This window comes from Streptomyces sp. NPDC049915, from assembly GCF_040656475.1.
Lineage (GTDB): Bacteria > Actinomycetota > Actinomycetes > Streptomycetales > Streptomycetaceae > Streptomyces.
The window spans coordinates 171,965-188,718 of the sequence record NZ_JBFAMH010000005.1 but is presented as its reverse complement, the minus strand read 5'-3'; the positions used below and the strand labels follow the sequence as shown (position 1 = coordinate 188,718).

At 72.8% G+C, this 16,754-nt stretch carries 14 protein-coding genes; 10 read left to right on the top strand and 4 right to left on the bottom strand.

Annotated features, from left to right (window positions below; all coding sequences use genetic code 11):
- Positions 1-14: 14 nt before the first annotated feature.
- Positions 15-467 carry a hypothetical protein gene (locus AB0J12_RS10680; protein WP_363263897.1) on the bottom strand — a complete coding sequence of 151 codons (453 nt, stop codon included), beginning with the start codon at positions 465-467 and terminating at the stop codon, positions 15-17.
- 468 nt (positions 468-935) lie between these two features.
- Here AB0J12_RS10680 and AB0J12_RS10675 point away from each other — a divergent pair, with 468 nt between their 5' ends.
- Together AB0J12_RS10675 and AB0J12_RS10670 are read left to right on the top strand one after the other, a co-directional pair.
- Complete coding sequence (locus AB0J12_RS10675; protein ID WP_107082809.1) at positions 936-1,109, top strand: hypothetical protein; 174 nt, start codon at positions 936-938, stop codon at positions 1,107-1,109.
- A 60-nt stretch (positions 1,110-1,169) separates the two neighbouring features.
- The gene (locus tag AB0J12_RS10670; RefSeq protein ID WP_363263896.1) at positions 1,170-1,652 is read left to right on the top strand and encodes a GNAT family N-acetyltransferase; all 483 of its coding nucleotides are present in this window, start codon (positions 1,170-1,172) and stop codon (positions 1,650-1,652) included.
- 81 nt (positions 1,653-1,733) lie between these two features.
- Here AB0J12_RS10670 and AB0J12_RS10665 read toward each other — a convergent pair whose 3' ends face one another.
- A complete protein-coding gene (locus AB0J12_RS10665; protein WP_363263895.1) occupies positions 1,734-3,014 on the bottom strand; it encodes an MFS transporter in 1,281 nt (426 codons plus the stop codon).
- A 57-nt stretch (positions 3,015-3,071) separates the two neighbouring features.
- On the opposite strand from AB0J12_RS10665, the gene AB0J12_RS10660 reads away from it, so the two are divergent.
- Both AB0J12_RS10660 and AB0J12_RS10655 read left to right on the top strand, forming a co-directional pair.
- Positions 3,072-4,058: a DUF5937 family protein gene (locus tag AB0J12_RS10660; RefSeq protein WP_363263894.1), complete on the top strand. Its 987-nt coding sequence runs from the start codon at positions 3,072-3,074 to the stop codon at positions 4,056-4,058.
- An 11-nt stretch (positions 4,059-4,069) separates the two neighbouring features.
- Positions 4,070-4,465, top strand: a complete 396-nt coding sequence (locus AB0J12_RS10655; RefSeq protein ID WP_363263893.1) for a DUF4440 domain-containing protein — start codon at positions 4,070-4,072, stop codon at positions 4,463-4,465.
- Positions 4,466-4,474: 9 nt separating this feature from the next.
- On the opposite strand, the gene AB0J12_RS10650 is transcribed toward AB0J12_RS10655, so the two are convergent.
- Together AB0J12_RS10650 and AB0J12_RS10645 are read right to left on the bottom strand one after the other, a co-directional pair.
- The gene (locus AB0J12_RS10650) at positions 4,475-5,830 is read right to left on the bottom strand and encodes an amidase (RefSeq protein ID WP_363263892.1); all 1,356 of its coding nucleotides are present in this window, start codon (positions 5,828-5,830) and stop codon (positions 4,475-4,477) included.
- Between the two features lie 94 nt (positions 5,831-5,924).
- Complete coding sequence (locus tag AB0J12_RS10645) at positions 5,925-6,935, bottom strand: LacI family DNA-binding transcriptional regulator (RefSeq protein WP_363264168.1); 1,011 nt, start codon at positions 6,933-6,935, stop codon at positions 5,925-5,927.
- A 281-nt stretch (positions 6,936-7,216) separates the two neighbouring features.
- Here AB0J12_RS10645 and AB0J12_RS10640 point away from each other — a divergent pair, with 281 nt between their 5' ends.
- Genes AB0J12_RS10640 through AB0J12_RS10615 form a run of 6 tightly spaced genes read left to right on the top strand, consistent with a single transcriptional unit; the run spans position 7,217 to position 16,720 of the window.
- Positions 7,217-8,509 (top strand): sugar ABC transporter substrate-binding protein, encoded by a 1,293-nt coding sequence (locus AB0J12_RS10640; RefSeq protein ID WP_363263891.1) that lies wholly within the window; start codon positions 7,217-7,219, stop codon positions 8,507-8,509.
- A gap of 6 nt (positions 8,510-8,515) precedes the next feature.
- On the top strand, positions 8,516-9,409 hold the full coding sequence (locus tag AB0J12_RS10635) for a sugar ABC transporter permease (RefSeq protein ID WP_363263890.1): 894 nt from the start codon (positions 8,516-8,518) through the stop codon (positions 9,407-9,409).
- A complete protein-coding gene (locus AB0J12_RS10630; protein WP_363263889.1) occupies positions 9,406-10,311 on the top strand; it encodes a carbohydrate ABC transporter permease in 906 nt (301 codons plus the stop codon). Before AB0J12_RS10635 ends, AB0J12_RS10630 begins: the two co-directional genes overlap by 4 nt.
- A gap of 60 nt (positions 10,312-10,371) precedes the next feature.
- Entirely contained in the window at positions 10,372-11,628 is a 1,257-nt protein-coding gene (locus AB0J12_RS10625; protein WP_363263888.1) for a glycosyl hydrolase, read from the top strand.
- The gene (locus tag AB0J12_RS10620) at positions 11,625-13,676 is read left to right on the top strand and encodes an endo-beta-N-acetylglucosaminidase (RefSeq protein ID WP_363263887.1); all 2,052 of its coding nucleotides are present in this window, start codon (positions 11,625-11,627) and stop codon (positions 13,674-13,676) included. Before AB0J12_RS10625 ends, AB0J12_RS10620 begins: the two co-directional genes overlap by 4 nt.
- A 29-nt stretch (positions 13,677-13,705) precedes the next feature.
- Complete coding sequence (locus AB0J12_RS10615; RefSeq protein WP_363263886.1) at positions 13,706-16,720, top strand: glycoside hydrolase family 38 C-terminal domain-containing protein; 3,015 nt, start codon at positions 13,706-13,708, stop codon at positions 16,718-16,720.
- Positions 16,721-16,754 lie beyond the last annotated feature (34 nt).

The window sequence follows — 16,754 nt, the reverse complement described above, 5'->3', positions numbered from 1 at the left end:
GGGGTTGCGCCGGCTCAGTCGACGGCGCCGGTCCGGGCGTTGTGCGCGCAGAGCAGTTCCAGCACCGTGCGCCAGTCCTCCAGGACCCCGCCGTCCAGTGCGTCGGTGCGCGCCTCCTCGTCCGCCTGGCGCAGGGCGAGCAGCGCGTCGTCCGCGGCGGCGGCCTCGCGCGGGACAGCGCGCACCAGGTCGTGGACCCGCTCGCCGAGCAGTGAGCGCACCGCCCCGGCCGCCCGTTCGGCGCCGCCGGTGGCGTCCCCGGGCCGTAGCAACCGTCCCACGGCGAGCACCAGCCCGGCGACCTGGAGTTCCTTGTCGGCGGGCCGGCGCCGGCGCAGCAGCGCCGCGGTGCGCAGGGCGTGGTCGTGCAGATCGGCCGGGGCGGCGGTGCGCGCCGGCGGCAGGTCCCGCACGCCCCGGCAGGCGTACAGCAGATCCATCAGCTCCTCGACGCTGCGCAGTTCCATGCGCCTGTCCTCCCGTGTCCTCCCGCGAGACAGCCGGTACCGGCACGTCAGCAGAGCATGGCCGGCCCATCGCTCAGCCAACGGCACGTGAACTGTCGGCCGAAGTCGAAGACCCGCGCGGGAACATAGGCCGATCGAGTGACTGATAAAAGGCGTCAAACCGGTCAAAGGGGTTGAATTCCCTAACGGGGACATGTGCGTGACTTGCCATGGTTACCCCAAATTTTCAGCCCCATCGAGCGGGGCCCCGCTCATTTGGTTAATCTGTAGCGGACGGACAGCGCAACGGGGTCCCACCCACACCCATCGTCCGTCATGGGACAAGCCGGTCCACCACGGCCTGATCCACTGCCAGTTGTCGACGCCACCGCGTCCGAACGCCTTGAGACAGACCCGAGCGGGCGTCGAAGAACAGGCCGCAGTATGGCCCGTACGTCCCCCGGGTGACCGACACATAAGGAGTGCGCGGTGACACCAGAGAAGACGAATCGCGAGCAGCGCCCCAAGGAACGCACGGAGCGCGCCGGCCGCCGACCCGGAGAGATCGGCAGCCTCGACGTGTGGGCCCGGTCCGCCCCCATCCGCCTCGCCGGATACGAGGACGACCTCGCCGAGCCGCACATCCTGCCCAGCGTGGACTGACCCGCTCCGGGCAGGACCATCGCGATCGCCGAGAGGCATGGGCGTGTCAGACTCACGCCCATGCTGATCAGAGAAGCCGCGGCCGAGGACTGGCCGCAGATCTGGCCGTTCTGGCACCGCATCGTCGCCGCCGCCGAGACCTACGCCTGGGACCCGGACACCACCGAGGAAGCGGCCCGCGCCCTGTGGATGAGCCCGGCCAAACGCGTCTACGTCGCCGAGGACGAGAGCGGAGCCGTCGTCGGCTCCGCGTATCTGACGCCCAACTACGGCGGCCCGGCCGCCCGCATCGCCAACGCCGGCTTCATGGCCGACCCCGGCCAGGGCGGCCGCGGTATCGGCCGCGCCCTCGCCGGACACGTGCTGGCCGAGGCCAGGGCCCACGGCTACCGGGGGATGGTCTTCAACGCCGTCGTCGAGACCAACCCGGCCGTCGGCCTGTGGCAGTCCCTCGGCTTCACGATCCTCGGGACCGTCCCGGAGGCCTTCGAGCATCCCCGGCACGGACCGGTGGGACTGCACATCATGTACAAGGCGCTGTAGCCGGCCACCCGGCACCCCGGAGCCTTCGCCCCGGCGGCGCACCCGGGGCCGCGCCCGCACGAGCCGCTGGGACCCGCTTTCTCAGCCCGACTCCCCGCGCCAGTCGCCGTCGCGTCGGGCCCAGCGCACCGCGGGTGCCACCGCGAGCCCCGCCAGGGCGAACAGGACGCCCAGCACCGCCCAGCCCAGCGCCCCGTGGGCGATCGCGGTCACCGTGACCAGCGCCGGGCCCGCCATCATGCCCGCCGACATGCCCGTACCGAAGACCCCCTGGTAGACGCCGTGGGCGCGGGCGTCGGCGAGTTCGTAGCCGAGGGTCCAGCCGCCGGCCGCCGACAGCACCTCGGCGAAGACCTGCACCACCGAGCCGGCGGTCAGCGCGAGCACCGCCCACAGGGGCGAGAGCCCGGCGGACACGGCGTACACCGCGCAGGCCGCGGCCAGCAGCAGGCCCGACCAGGCCATCGCCCGCACCGCGACCGGCACCCCCGCCGTGCGCCGGGCCACCCGCACCTGGAGCAGTGCCACCAGCACACAGTTGACGATCATCAGCAGCGCCGCCGTCCAGCGCGGCGCCCCCGTCCGCTCCACGATCCACAGCGGCAGCCCGACCTCGGACAGCGAGAACTGCACGACCAGTACCGCGTTCAGCACCGTCACCGCCAGGAACGGAAGATCGCGCACCGCCCGCCAGGGGCTGCCGGCCGGCGCACCGCCGTCCGGTGCACCCCGCTCGGCGACATGCGCGGCCAGCGGCAGCCGGGGCACCAGCAGGGCCGGTCCCGCGAACGACAGCGCGTTCAGCACGATCACGGTCAGGTACGCGGCCCGCGAGTCCAGTTGCAGCGCGACGGCACCGAGCACGCCACCCGCCCCCATGCCGACGTTCGTCACCATCCGCAGATACGCCCGCGCCTCCACCCGGGTCGCCGCCGGCAGCACGTCCGCGTACAGCGCGCCCTGCACCCCGCGGCTCGCCATCTGCAAACCCGTCGCCACGATCACCGTGACGAGGAAGCCGGCGTAGGAGTGCACCAGCGTGTACGCGGCCGTCGCCAGACCCGTACCGCCCCACAGCAGCGCGCCCGCCCGCCGGGCGCCCCACCGGTCCGCGGCCCGTCCGGCGGGCACGCCGGCCGCCACACCGACCAGTCCGGCGACCGTCATACCGACGCCGACCGCGGTCGCGTCCAGGCCGACGATGCGCGTGAAGTACAGGACGCCGAGGGGGAAGTACAGCCCGTTGCCGAGGGAGTTGACGGCGGTCAGCACCGTGGCCAGGCGCAACGCCGGGTCGGTGGGCAGCAGTCCGCCGGCCCGGGTGGCGCGGCCGGTCTCCGGAACGGGGCGTGTCGTGGTCATGCGGATCAGGGAACCCGGTCGCCGGACCCGTGCGGCATTGATTTAGCGTGGCGCTCAATGATCGAGTTCCACTTCGGCATCGGCGACCTCGCCACCACCTCCTTCGCGTACTCCCCGCTGCAGGAGACGGTGTTCTCGCTGCGCTGTCTGCACGACCCGGCCCGCTACCCGCACCACCGGCCGTGGCTGCGCCGGATCCGGCCGCGGCTGGCCGCCCTCGACCACGAGACGCTGACCGCCCTGTCCGCGCCCTGGCTGTGGGTGCCCGACTTCCTCACCCCGCGGCCCTCCCGCGCCCGCCCCGCCGTCGCCGACGAACTCGCCACGCTCCGCCGTACCCCGCCGGACGTCGTCGCCGCCGACTTCCGCGCCACCTACCGCACGAAGGACGCCCTGCCGCCCGTCATCGCGCGGGGCCTGACCGACCCGCCGGCGCTGCTGACCCGGGTCGTGGACGCCCTCGAGGAGTACTGGCACACCTGCCTCGCCGACGACTGGTGGCCGCGCGTCCAGGCCGTCCTGGAGGCGGATCTCGCCCACCGGGGGCGGGTGCTCGCCGAGCACGGCACCGCCGCGATGCTGTCCGGGCTGGACGACCGGCTCACCTGGGACGACGGCCGACTGAGGCTGTCCACCCAGCACTTCACCGTCCCCGCCCCGTGGACCGACATCGTCGGCATCGCCGGGCGCGGGATGGTCCTGCTGCCCACGCTGTTCGCCCGCGGCGCCCAGCCCACGATCGATCCGTCACGCCCGCCGGTACTGGCCTATCCGGCCCGCGGCCGCGCCCTCCTCTCCGAGCAGCCCCCGCCGGTCACGGACGACGCGCTCGTCCGCCTCCTCGGCCGCCCCCGCGCCCGCCTGCTGCTCCTGCTCGCCGAACCCGCCTCCACCACGGAACTCGCCCACCGCCTCGGCGTCACCCCGGGCGCGGTCAGCCAGCACCTCACGGTCCTCTACGACGCGGGCCTGCTCACCCGCACCCGCACCGGCCGCATCGTCCACTACGCCCGCACCGCCCTCGGCGACGACCTGTGCCGTTAGGCCCTCGGCTCGTGGCCGGCGAGCACGGTGCCCGTGCGGTACAGCTCCACGAGCAGCGGCCGCACGGCGCGCCCGGCGGGGGTGAGCGTGCAGCGGGTGCGGACGGGGAAGCCGGGCAGCCGGTGCAGCTCGACCAGACCGCGCTCGCGCAGGGTGCGGTGACCGGCCCGGACCGCAGGGTCGCCAACATCGCGTTCCAGGCACTGGGCATACCGATCACGGTCCGCACCCGGCACACGTATGTCGCAGGCTGCCTCGCATTGCTGGTCGTCGACTGGGTCATCGACGGCCCCGGTCCGGACGGCACACAGGTCCACCTGGAGGGCACCGCCACCGATGTCGCGCGCCGCGGGCACGACGGCCTGTGGTGCTACGTCATGGACAATCCGTTCGGCACCGCGGGGTGACCGTGTCTGCTAGGCCGGCGGCTCGTCCAGCGGCGCGGTCCGCCGCCACGGCAGCAGCCCCTCCAACTGCTCGGCGAGCTGCAGGAGTTCCGCCTCCGTACCGGGCCGTCCCACCAGCTGTACGGCGGTCGGGGCGCCCGAGGGCAGGGTGCCGAGCGGGATCGTCGCGGCCGGCCAGCCGATGAGGTTCCACGGTGGGGTGAACGGCGAGTAGGAGGTGTTGGCGGCGATGTTGCGCAGCCAGCCCCGCTCGTGCCAGGGCGCGGCCTCGGGGGAGCGGCGCGCCAGTGCGGGCGTGAGCAGCACGTCGTAGTGCGCGAAGAACGGTTCCAGCCGTTCGCTCAGCTGCTCACGGGCCCGCCCGGTGCGCACGGTGTTCAGGAAGCGGCGGCCGACGGCCGCGTGGACGCGGGTGCGGCGGGCCAGCAGCCGCCGGTCCAGGCCGGCCGCGTCGACGGCGGTGCCGGCCGTCCAGTGGGCCAGCGCGGTCACCCCGAGCGTGAGCGGATACGGCGGCTCGGCGCGCCGTACCGTGTGCCCGGCGCGCGCCAGCAGCCCGGCCGCCGCACGCACCGCCGCCCTGTACGGCGCCGTCACCGCGACCCCGGCGAGCGGGCTGCGCAGGGACATGGCGATGCGCCGGGCGCCGGGCGCCGGGGGCCGTACGGCGTCGGCGCCGGCCAGGACCGACAGGGCCAGGCGGACGTCCTCGACCGTCGTGGCCAGCGGGCCGTTCTCCGCCATGCCGAACCAGTCGCCCTCACCGATGCCGGCCGGGACCACCCCGCGCCCCGGCTTGATCGTGACCAGGCCGCAGTTGGCGGCCGGGATGCGCAGCGAGCCCATGCCGTCGTTGCCGAGCGCCAGGGGCACGAAGCCGGCGGCGACCGCGGCCGCGCTGCCGCCCGAGGAACCGCCCGCCGTGCGGGAGGTGTCCCACGGGTTGCGGGAGGTGCCGTGCACGCCCTCCGTCGTACCGAAGACGCACAGTTCGGGCACGTGCGTCAGCCCCACGACCACCGCGCCCGCCGCGCGCAGCCGGGCCACGGTCACGTGGTCGGCCCCGCCGGGTGTGTCCGGGGTGGCGGCGGAGCCGACGCGCATCGACTCGCCGCGCACGGCGAGGTTGTCCTTCACCGCCACCGGCACGCCGGCCAGCGGCAGTTCACCGAGATCGCCCCGGGCGCCGACGGCGTCGGCCTCGGCGAGCGCCGCCTGCGCGCGCACTGTACGGAAGGCGCCGATCCGCCCGTCCAGCCGGTCGATCCGGGCGAGATGCTCGGCCACCACCTCGCGCGGCGTGGCCCGCTTCTCGCGGACGGCGGCGGCGATCTCGGCGGCGGACAGACCGACCCAGCTGGTCACGGGCAGCTCCTCGACATCGGACGGCGGTGATTACCGGTGAGTAGTACAGGCGCCACTGTGCCCTGCCGCGCGCGCCGCGTCGAGGGGGTCGCCCTCACCACTCGCGTGCCGCCCCGGTACTGTCCCGTTCGATCAGCCGCGGCACCGGCACCCGCACGGTCCGCGCCGGACCACCGTCCAGCAGCGCGAGCAGCTCGCGGGCCGCCGTGCGGCCGAACTCCACGCTGTCCCGGGACAGCGCCGACAGCCACGGCTTGACCAGCCGGCACAGCGCCGAGTCCTCCCAGGACACCACCGACACGTCGCCGGGCACCGCGCAGCCCAGCCCCGTCGCGGCGGCGATCCCGGCGACGGCCATCACGTCGTTGTCGTAGACGAGGGCGGTCGGCGCGGGGGAGCGCTCCAGCACCCGGCGGGTCACCGCGGCGCCCTCAGCGTCGGAGTAGTCCGTGGTCACCGACTCCACCCCGGCCAGGCCCCGCCGCCGCGCCTCGGCGCGCAGGGTGCGCACCCGGCGTTCGGTGTGGGCGAGCCCCGGCAGCCCGGCGATGTGCACGATCCGCCGGTGGCCCAGCGCGTACAGCCGGTCCACCACCGACGCCATCGCCCCGGCGTCGTCCGCCCACACCGAGGACAGGCCCGGGTGCCGTTCGTCCGGCGCGCCGCCGATCACCACGGCGGGCAGGCCCAGTTCGTCCAGCAGGGCGGGCCGCGGATCGTCGCTGCGCGGGTCGACCACCAGCACGCCGTCCACCCGGTGCTCGGCCCACCAGCGGCGGTAGACCGCGCACTCCTCGCCGACGTCCTGCGCCACCTGGAACAGCAGCCCGAGATGGCGCTCGGCCAGCACCTCCTGGATGCCGGAGACCAGCTGGAGGAAGAAGGAGTCCACGCCGAGGGTGTCGGCGGGGCGGGCCAGTACGAAGCCGACCGTCGCCACCCCCTCGCCGGACAGCGCGCGCGCCGCGGTGCTGGGCCGCCAGCCCAGCTGCTCGGCGACCCGGCGCACCCGGTCCCGGGTGACCTCCGAGACGCCCGGGCGGCCGTTGAGCGCGAAGGAGACCGCGCTCTCGGAGACACCGGCACGCCGCGCGATGTCCTTCATCGTCGGCCGGCGCGCCGGCACCCGCTTGCCCGACAACCCATGTCTCCTTCGGAAACTCACGATGCACTAATGCGCTTGAGTGCGAACAGGCTAAAGCGCATTAGCGATCTGCCGCAAGAGATCGTTGTCAAACACGCTGACCTGGCCAAATGGGCAACTAAAGACATTAGTTCGCGTGAATCCATTGACGTCGTCGGGAATCGGCGGGCAAGGTCTGGCCCGGCGCCACCGGCCGGCCGTCCACCCCACCGCACACCGTCCCCGACAAGGAGCACACCGTCGTGCGCATCTCCCGCAGAACCTTCGCCGCCGCCGCTGCCGCCGTCGTCCTGTTGCCGCTGAGCGCCTGCGGCGGCGGCGGTGACGACGGCGGTTCGGACGACGCCTCGGGCAAGGTCCAGGGCGACATCACGTTCCAGACGTGGAACCTGAAGGCCGACTTCAAGGACTACTTCGAGGGCGTCGTAGCCGAGTTCGAGAAGAAGTACCCGGGCACGCACGTCAAGTGGATCGACCAGCCCGCCGAGGGCTACGCCGACAAGATCAGCGCCGACGCGGGCGGCGGCACCCTGCCCGACGTCGTCAACGTCTCCCCGGACCTGGTCGCCCCGCTCGCCAAGGCCGGCCTCGCGCTCGACCTCGACAAGGCGGCCGGGCAGTACAAGAAGGAGTACCTGGACGGCGCCTGGGCCAGCCACCAGATCCCCGGCCTCGGCGGCACGTACGCCTTCCCCTGGTACCTCAACACCGGGCCGCTGTTCTACAACAAGTCCCTGTTCACCAAGGCCGGACTCGACCCGAACAAGCCGCCCAGGACGTACGCCGAACTCTTCACGGACGCCCTGCAGATGGCCGACAGGACCGACGGCAAGGTCGCCACCCTCGCCAATGTGCCCACCGTCGAGGACTTCGGCCGCTACGGCGTCGAGCTGATGAACAAGGAAGGCACCGCCTTCACCTTCAACGACGCCAAGGGCGTGGAACTCCTCACCAAGTACAAGGAGTTGTACGACGCGAAGGCGCTCGACCCGCAGGCGCTGACCGCCACCCCGGAGTCGTCGGGAAAGAAGTTCCTCACCGGGGCCGTCGCCATGAACCCCGGCAGCGCCCTCGACCTCGACAACTTCAAGAAGAACGCGCCGAACCTGTACAAGAACATCGGCATCACCGACCAGATCACCAGCACCGGGCACGTCAACATGTACGTGATGGGCGTGATGGTCAACGCGCAGACCAGGAAGAAGCCCGCCGCGATCGCCTTCGCGCACTTCGTCACCGACGCCGCGCACCAGATGTCCTTCGCCAAGAAGGTCGCCATCTTCCCCTCCACCGCCGGATCGCTCGACGACCCGTACTTCACCCGGCAGGACGGCACCGACGTCACCCGGGTGCGCGTCGCCGCAGCGCAGTCGCTGAAGAGCGCCGTCAACTACACGCCGGTGCTGTTCAGCGAGCAGATGAAGACCGCGCTGCGCAACGAGGTCGCCAAGGCGCTCCAGGGCAGGCAGAGCCCCCAGGACGCGCTGGACAACGCTGTCAAGCAGTGCGACACGCTGCTGAAGCAGCAGGGCTGAACCACCATGGCCGGCTCCACCGTCTCCCGGGTGCGGCGTCAACTGCCCACCAGTCCGTGGCTGTTCGCCGCACCGGGACTGCTGATCATCGGCGCGTTCATCCTGTGGCCGTTCGTCTCCACGGTGATCAACGCCTTCACCGACCGCCGCACCCTGCTCCCCGGGCAGTTCGTCGGGCTCGCCAACTTCCGCGAGCTGCTGCACGACGACATGTTCTGGATCGGCCTGCGCAACAGCGCGCTCTACGTCGTCGGGGTCGTCCCCGCGCTCGTCGTGCTGCCGCTGCTGCTGGCCCTGCTGGTGCAGAAGAACATCCCCGGCATCGCCTTCTTCCGCTCCGCCTTCTACACCCCCGTCGTCGCCTCGATCGTCGTCGTCGGCCTGATCTGGGTGTGGCTGCTGGACGAGCGCGGACTGGTGAACTCCCTGCTGGAGACGGTCGGCGCGGGCCGGGTCGGCTTCCTCAGCGACCAGTGGCTGCTCTTGCTGAGCGCCATGGCCGTCACCGTGTGGAAGGGCCTCGGCTACTACATGATCATCTACCTCGCCGCGCTGGCGAACGTGCCGCGCGAACTGCACGAGGCCGCCGCCGTGGACGGCGCGGGCACGGTCCGCCGCTTCCTCACCGTCACCGTGCCCGCCGTGCGCTCCACGATGGTGCTGGTCGGCGCACTGTCCTCGGTCGCCGCGTTCAAGGTGTTCTCCGAGGTGTATCTGATGGCCGGCCCCAGCGGCGGCCCGGCAGGCGAGGACACCACCCTCGTCATGCTGGTCCAGCGCACCGGCACCGGCCTCACCGGCCGCGTCGGCTACGCCTCCGCCCTCTCCCTGGTGGTCTTCGTCGTCACCGTCGCCCTGATGCTGCTCGTGCTGCGCGCCGACCGGAAGGAGGACCGGTGAGCGTCCTCGAAAAGGTGCGGCCCGCGCCGCGGACGGAGGCCGCCCGCGAACCCCGCCTCACCGACGAACACGGCCGGCGCATCCGCGTAGCGGAACTGGCCTGGCGTTACATCCTGCTGCTCGCCGTGCTGGCGCTCACCGTGGGCCCGTTCCTGTGGCAGCTGTCGACCTCCCTCAAGGGGCCGACCGAGGACATCTTCAGCTCCCCGCCCCGCTTCCTGCCCGAGCACCCCACCCTGCACAACTACGAGCGGGTCGCCGACACCATCCCCGTCTGGGACTACGCCCTGAACTCGCTGAAGGTCGCCACCGCCAACGTCGTCACCAACTGCGTCGGTTCCGCCCTCGCCGGTTACGCGCTCGCCCGGCTGCGCTACCGGGGCCGGCGCGCCGCCACCCTCGCCTTCATCCTGGCGATGCTGGTACCGGTGGAGGGCATCGTCATCGCCCAGTTCACGACCATGCGCGAACTCGGCCTGAACAACACCCTGATCGGCGTCGTCCTGCCCGGCTCGATCGGCGCGATGAACGTGCTGCTGATGCGCAACGCCTTCCTGAACCTGCCGTACGAGATCGAGGAGGCCGCCTTCGTCGACGGCGCCGACGTCTGGCAGCGCTTCACCCGGATCGCGCTGCCCACGGTCAAGGGGACCCTCGCCGTCGTCGCGATCTTCGCCTTCATGGGCGCCTGGGACGACTTCCTGTGGCCGCTGATCGTGCTCAGCGACCCGTCCCGGTTCACCCTCACCATCGGCCTCAACTATCTGCACGGCACGTTCGCGGGCGACGAGCGACTCGTCGCCGCCGGCACCGTCATCGCCGTCGCCCCGCTCATCGCCCTCTTCGCCTGCCTCCAGCGGTACTTCTTCCGCGGGGTCGGCGAGGGCGCGGTGAAGGGCTGAACCCCTCACGGCCACCGCCGCAACGGCCCGCATCCCACGGCCTCTCCCAAGGACCTCCGCATGCCCGCTGCCCCGCGCTTCGGCGTCAACTACACCCCCAGCGAGGGGTGGTTCCACCACTGGCTCGACTACGACCCCGGCGCCGTCCGCGCCGACCTGGACTCCATCGCCGCCCTCGGCGTCGACCACGTCCGCGTCTTCCCGCTGTGGCCCTACTTCCAGCCCGACCGCGCCCTGATCCGGCCCCGGGCGATCGAGCAGCTCCTCGACCTGACCGACGCGGCCGCCGAACGCGGCCTGGACGTCAACGTGGACGGCCTACAGGGCCACTTGAGCAGCTTCGACTTCCTGCCCGCCTGGACCCGCACCTGGCACCGGCGCAACCTCTTCACCGACCCCGAGGTCCTCGACGGCCAGGCGGCCTACCTGCACGCCCTGGCCACCGCGCTCGCCGACCGCCCCAACTTCCTCGGCATGACCCTCGGCAACGAGGTCAACCAGTTCTCCGCCGGCCCCCACCCCGACCCCGACCGGGCGAGCGCCGAGGCGATCGACGCCTGGCTGGAGCGCATGCTCGCCGCCTGCGAGAAGGGCGCTCCGGGCCGGCTGCACCTGCACGCCGAGTACGACGCCACCTGGTACCAGGACGACCAGCCCTTCACCCCGGCCCAGGCCGCCCGGCACGGCGCCGTCACCGCCGTCCACTCCTGGGTCTTCAACGGCACCGCCCAGCGCCACGGCCGCACCGGCATCCCCACCGAACACCACGCCGCCTACCTGATCGAACTGAGCAAGGCATGGGCCGACGATCCGGCGCGGCCGGTGTGGCTCCAGGAGGTCGGCGCGCCCGCACCCCTGATCCCGCCCGAGCACGCCGCCGCCTTCACCGAGGCCACCATCGCCGCCGCCCTGGACTGTCCCGGCCTGTGGGGCGTCACCTGGTGGTGCTCCCACGACGTCTCCCGCTCCCTCGCCGACTTCCCCGACCTCGAATACGGCCTCGGGCTGCTCACCAACGACCGGCGGCCCAAGGACACCGCCCGCGTCCTCGCCCGCGCCGCCCGCACACCGCGGGACACCCCCACCACGCGCACCACGGCCCTCGCCGTGCCCGCCGACCCTGCTCTGCGCTCGCTCTGTGCCCCCGGCGGACCCGTCTTCGACGCCTTCTTCCGGCTGGTCGCGGACGGCGCCCGCCCCACCACCGTCCTCGACACCCGCACCCGGGACACCGCCCACCTGGCCGCCCGGGGCATCACCGAGGTCGTCGCTCCCGAACAGGTACTCCCCACCCCACCAGGAGGCACCCGCTCGTGAACCCCACCCGACGCACCGTCCTGCTCGCCGCCGGAGCCGCCGGCGCCGCCGCGCTCCTGCCGTCCCCGCCCGCGCAGGCCGCATCCAGGGCGACGGCCGCGCTCCAGCCGTACGCCTCCTACTGGTACCCGGACTCCCTGCCCGCCGGCAGCCCCGGTCCCGGCATCACCTGGCGCAGCCTGAAGTCCTGGCGCGCGGCCACCGACCCCGACCTCGCCTTCAACGCGGCCTCCGTACCGCTCGCCCCCCGCTTCACCCCGGCCCCGGCCAACGCCACGGCCCGCTCCGGGCAGGCCCGTATCCAGGCCCTGGTCTCCTTCGGCCCGACCTCGGGCAACCCCTCCCAGGGCTCCGCCACCGCCGACTACTACGCCCTCACCCACTGGGCGTACATCGACGAGCTGGTCTTCTGGGGCGGCTCGGCGGGAGAGGGCCTGATCCTCGCGCCCAACGCGCCGGTCGTGGACGCCGCCCACCGCCACGGCGTGCCCGTCCTCGGCAACGTCTTCCTGCCGCCCGTCGCCTACGGAGGACAGCTGCGCTGGACCCGCGATCTGGTGCGGAAGGACGCCACCGGGCACTACCCGCTCGCCGCGCAACTCGTCGCGGTCGCCGCCGCGTACGGTTTCGACGGGTGGTTCCTCAACGCCGAGACCGGCGGCGGCGACCGCGGGCTCGGGGCGGACATGCTCGGATTCGTCCGCGAGCTGAAGACGCTGGCCGCGGCCCGCGGACAGCGGGTGACCTGGTACGACGCGATGACCGTGGACGGCGGCGTCGACTGGCAGAACGCGCTCACCAGCCGCAACGAGCCCTTCTTCCAGGCCGCCGACGACATGTTCGTCAACTTCGGCTGGAGCACGGGCGGTCTCGCCTCCTCCGGGGCCGCCGCCGAGCGGCTCGGCCGCAGCCGGTACGCGCTGTGGGCGGGCGTGGACGTGGAGGCGAACGGCTGGAACACGTCCGTGAACTGGGACGCGGTCGTGCCCACCTCGTCGGACCACGTGACCTCGATCGGCTTCTACCGGCCGGAGTGGACCCGCAACCAGCTGCCCGACGACCGGCGCCGCCCCGGCGACTTCCACGCGGCGGACGACCGGTTCTGGACCGGGCGTTCGCTGGACCCGACGCGGCCCGATCCGGCCGACCCGTGGCGGGCGCCCGCGGTGTCCGTGGCCGACCGCTCGGCGGTGACGTCCGTGCCGTTCGCCAGTGTCTTCAACACCGGGCACGGGCTGCGCTGGTACGAGGACGGGGAAGTCGTCTCGGACGCGCCCTGGAACCATCTCGGGCTCCAGGACCGGCTGCCGTCGCGGCGGTGGGCGGTGCACACGGCGGGCCGGCGGGCGGCCGTCTCCTTCGACTTCGCGGACGCCTGGCGGGGCGGGAGCAGCGTCCTCGTCGACAGCCAGGGCGGTGAAGTCGACGAACCGGTGGTGGTCGAGCTGTACGCGACACGCCTGCCGCGCGCTGTGAACACCGTTGTCGAGGTGACCTACCGGGTCGAGGAGGGCGACGTGAACGTCGAGCTCGGTGTCGCCACCGCGGAGCCGGGCACACCGGGGACGCCACCGCCGTACACATATCTGCCCGTGAGCTCGGTCGACAGCGCCTCGCGTACGGGGCTCGTCAACGGCTGGCGGACCGTGACCGTGCCGCTCCCGGCACTGGCCGGAGGCACCCTGCGCGCCCTCGGCATCCGGCTCACCTCCACCGGCGGTGGGCCCCTGCGCTGGCGGCTCGGCCGTATCGCCGTCCGCACCGCCCGCGAGACGCCGGCCGCGCCCACCGGCTTCCGCGTCACCGCGGCCGCCGCCGACGCGCTGCGCCTGGGGTGGAACCGGCCGGGCGGCGATGTACGGCAGTACACCCTGCACCGCGTCCTGCCCGACGGCACCCGCCGCTTCCTCGGTGCCACCGGACAGTGCGCCTTCCACGCCGCCGGCCTGCGGCCCGAGCAGGGCGAGAGGGCCGCACGGTTCGAAGTGCGCGCGGTGGGGGAGCTGTACACCTCGTCGGCCCCCGCGACGTTGACCCACCCCTGGTAACCACCCGCGGACGATTACGGAGCACCCGCATGCATGACGACCGCAGCCTGGTCGAAGCCCGCCTCAAGCGCGTCCTCGACGAGCGCATCCGCCCCGCCGTGTACCCCGAGTCCGTGCCGCTGGACGTGGTGGTGTGGCACGCACCCGGCGAGCCCGTGCCGGTCGCCGAGGGCCTGGCCGCGACGCCCGAGCCGATCGCGGTCGGCGCCCGCTGGGGTGCTCCGTGGGGCACCAGCTGGTTCCGGGTCACCGGCACCGTCCCCGAGGCGTGGGCCGGGAAGACCGTGGAGGCCCTGCTCGACCTCGGCTTCGACGAGAACATGCCCGGCTTCCAGTGCGAGGGCCTGGTCTACCGGAGCGACGGCACCCCGGTGAAGGGCCTCAACCCGCGCAACCAGTGGGTGCGCGTCGGCGCGCCCGTCGAGGGCGGCGAGGAGGTGCGGCTGCACATCGAGGCCGCCTCCAACCCCGTCATCCTCGACTACCACCCCTTCGTGCCGACACCGCTCGGTGACAAGGAGACCGCAGGCAGCGAGCCGCAGTACACGCTGACCCGTATGGACCTCGCCGTCTTCGACGAGGACGTGTGGCAGCTGGTGCTCGACCTGGAGGTGCTGGGTGAGCTGATGGCCGAGCTGCCGGTGGACGCCCAGCGCCGCTGGGACGTGCTGCGCGCCGTGGAGCGGTGCCTGGACGCGGTCGACCTGCAGGACGTGAACGGCACCGCGGCGCGCGCCCGCGCCGAGCTGACCGATGTCCTCGCCGCCCCGGCCGTCCCCTCCGCGCACCGGATCAGCGCGGTCGGGCACGCGCACATCGACTCGGCGTGGCTGTGGCCGCTGCGCGAGACCGTCCGCAAGGTCGCCCGGACCACGTCCAACATGACGGCTCTGCTGGAGGACGAGCCGGAGTTCGTCTTCGCCATGTCGCAGGCCCAGCAGTGGGCGTGGGTGAAGGAACACCGGCCCGAGGTGTGGGCGCGGGTGAAGAAGGCCGTGGCGGAGGGGAGGTTCGTGCCGGCCGGCGGGATGTGGGTGGAGTCGGACACCAACATGCCGGGCTCGGAGGCGATGGCCCGGCAGTTCGTGCACGGCAAGCGGTTCTTCCTCGACGAGTTCGGCATCGAGAACGACGAGGCGTGGCTGCCGGACACCTTCGGCTTCGCGGCCGGACTGCCGCAGATCATCAAGGCGGCTGGCTCCAAGTACCTGCTGACGCAGAAGATCTCCTGGTCGCAGACCAACAGGTTCCCGCACCACACCTTCCGCTGGGAGGGCATCGACGGCACCCGGATCTTCACCCACTTCCCGCCCGTCGACACCTACAACTGCTCCATGAAGGGCAGCGAACTCGCCCACGCCGAGCGCAACTTCAAGGACAAGGGCGTCGCCCGGCACTCCCTCGCCCCGACCGGCTGGGGCGACGGGGGCGGCGGCACCACCCGCGAGATGGTCGCCAAGGCGGCCCGGCTGAAGAGCCTGGAGGGCTCGCCCACGGTGGTGTGGGAGCCGCCGCACACGTTCTTCACCAAGGCCGAGGCCGAGTACCCCGAGCCGCCGGTCTGGGTCGGTGAGCTCTACCTCGAACTGCACCGCGCGACCCTGACCAGCCAGGCCAAGACCAAGCAGGGCAACCGGCGCAGCGAGCACCTGCTGCGAGAGGCCGAACTGTGGGCGGCCACGGCGGCCGTACGCACCGGATTCCCCTACCCGTACGAGGAGTTGGACCGCATCTGGAAGACGGTCCTGCTGCACCAGTTCCACGACATCCTGCCCGGCTCGTCGATCGCCTGGGTGCACCGCGAGGCCCGCGCCACCTACGCACGCCTGGCCACCGAGCTGAACGGCATCATCGACGCCGCCCAGCGCGCCCTGGCCGGTGAGGGTGAGGTGCCGCTGGTCTTCAACGCGGCCCCGCACACCCGCTCCGGCGTCCCGTCCGGCGGCGCCGGGACCCCGGCGACCGAGGGCCACACGACGCGCGAGGACCGCACCGGCGGAGGGCACGTGCTGAGCAACGGCCATCTGCGCGTCGAGATCGACGAACGCGGCCTGGTCGTCTCCGTGTACGACGTCGACGCCGACCGCGAGGCCCTTCCGCCGGGACAGCCCGCGGGCCTCCTCCAACTGCACCCCGACTTCCCCAACATGTGGGACGCCTGGGACGTCGACAGGTTCTACCGCAACACGGTCACCGACCTCACCGACGCCGACGCCGTCACGGCCGGTGAGGACGGGCAGTCGGTGCGGATCACGCGCTCCTTCGGCTCCTCGAAGGTCACCCAGGTGCTGTCCCTGGCGCCCGGCGAGCGGCGGCTGCTCATCGACACGGAGGTCGACTGGCACGAGACGGAGAAGTTCCTGAAGCTGGCCTTCCCGCTCGACGTGCACGCCGAACGGTACGCGTCGGAGACCCAGTTCGGGCACTTTCACCGGCCGACCCACACCAACACCTCGTGGGAGGCGGCCAAGTTCGAGGCCTGCAACCACCGCTTCCTCCATCTGGAGGAGCCCGGCTGGGGCGCCGCCGTCGTCAACGACTCCACCTACGGCCACGACGTCACCCGCACGGTGCGCGCCGACGGCGGTACGACCACGACGGTGCGCGTCTCGCTGCTGCGCGCCCCGCGCTTCCCCGACCCGGAGACCGACCAGGGCGTGCACCGCTTCCGGCACGCGCTGGTGCCCGGCGCCGGGATCGGCGACGCGGTGCGCGAGGGCTGGCGGATCAACCTGCCCGAGCGGCGGCTGACAGGCGCGGGCGAGGTCGCACCGCTGGTGACCGCCGACCGGGACGCGGTCGTGATCACGGCGGTGAAACTCGCCGACGACGGCAGCGGCGACGTGGTCGTCCGCTTCCACGAGGCCCACGGCGGCCGCACCCGCGCCACGCTGACCGCCGGTTTCCCGCTCGCCGAGGTCACCGTCACCGACCTGCTGGAACGCCCGCTGCCGGACGCCTTGGCACCGGCCGTCGACGGCGAGCACATCGCCGTACGCCTGCGGCCGTTCGAGCTGGTGACGCTGCGGCTGCGCAGGGCGTGAGCATGGACGGGGCGCTCGCCGCGGCGGTGCGCCC

Excerpts from the sequence above, each read along its gene's own strand:
- AB0J12_RS10680 (WP_363263897.1), bottom strand. The coding sequence starts at position 467 with ATGGAACTGCGCAGCGTCGAGGAGCTGATGGATCTGCTGTACGCCTGC.
- AB0J12_RS10670 (WP_363263896.1), top strand. The coding sequence starts at position 1,170 with ATGCTGATCAGAGAAGCCGCGGCCGAGGACTGGCCGCAGATCTGGCCG.
- AB0J12_RS10665 (WP_363263895.1), bottom strand. The coding sequence starts at position 3,014 with ATGACCACGACACGCCCCGTTCCGGAGACCGGCCGCGCCACCCGGGCC.
- AB0J12_RS10660 (WP_363263894.1), top strand. The coding sequence starts at position 3,072 with ATGATCGAGTTCCACTTCGGCATCGGCGACCTCGCCACCACCTCCTTC.
- AB0J12_RS10645 (WP_363264168.1), bottom strand. The coding sequence starts at position 6,935 with ATGAAGGACATCGCGCGGCGTGCCGGTGTCTCCGAGAGCGCGGTCTCC.
- AB0J12_RS10635 (WP_363263890.1), top strand. The coding sequence starts at position 8,516 with ATGGCCGGCTCCACCGTCTCCCGGGTGCGGCGTCAACTGCCCACCAGT.
- AB0J12_RS10625 (WP_363263888.1), top strand. The coding sequence starts at position 10,372 with ATGCCCGCTGCCCCGCGCTTCGGCGTCAACTACACCCCCAGCGAGGGG.
- AB0J12_RS10615 (WP_363263886.1), top strand. The coding sequence starts at position 13,706 with ATGCATGACGACCGCAGCCTGGTCGAAGCCCGCCTCAAGCGCGTCCTC.